Source organism: Bacillus sp. SIMBA_008 (assembly GCF_046535495.1).
In the GTDB taxonomy this organism is placed as follows: domain Bacteria; phylum Bacillota; class Bacilli; order Bacillales; family Bacillaceae; genus Bacillus; species Bacillus subtilis.
Genome location: NZ_JAWRWL010000051.1, coordinates 1 through 420, shown reverse-complemented (window position 1 = coordinate 420; position 420 = coordinate 1). Strand labels below are relative to the sequence as shown.

The following is a 420-nucleotide window of genomic DNA, read 5'->3' as shown; positions in this document are numbered from 1 at the left end:
AGGTACACCAATGTAGACATCTTCTGCTCCGTACTCTCCATCTAAGTAAGTGCTGACAGTCAAAATACTGTTTTCATTGTGCAGAATCGCTCTTGTTATGCGGGCCAAACTCATCGCTACGCCGTAGTAAGTAGCGCCTTTTTTCTCAATGATTTGATAAGCGGCATGACGGACATTTTCCATCATCTCATCTAAATCTTCTTGTTTGTATTGATCATTTTTCTTCATTAATTCTGTAATCGGTACACTTCCGATATTCGCATGACTCCAAACAGCAAGCTCTGTATCGCCATGCTCTCCAATGATGTAAGCATGCACATTGTGTGCCGCTGCGTCAAAGTACTCACTGAGCATGTATCTAAATCTTGCAGTATCAAGTGTAGTTCCACTGCCAATCACTCGTTCTTTTGGCAGTCCACT

1 pseudogene is annotated in these 420 nt (G+C 42.4%); it reads right to left on the bottom strand.

Going from position 1 to position 420, the window contains the following annotated elements:
• Positions 1 to 420 (bottom strand): annotated as a pseudogene (locus SB658_RS22045) (L-lactate dehydrogenase); the annotation flags it as partial.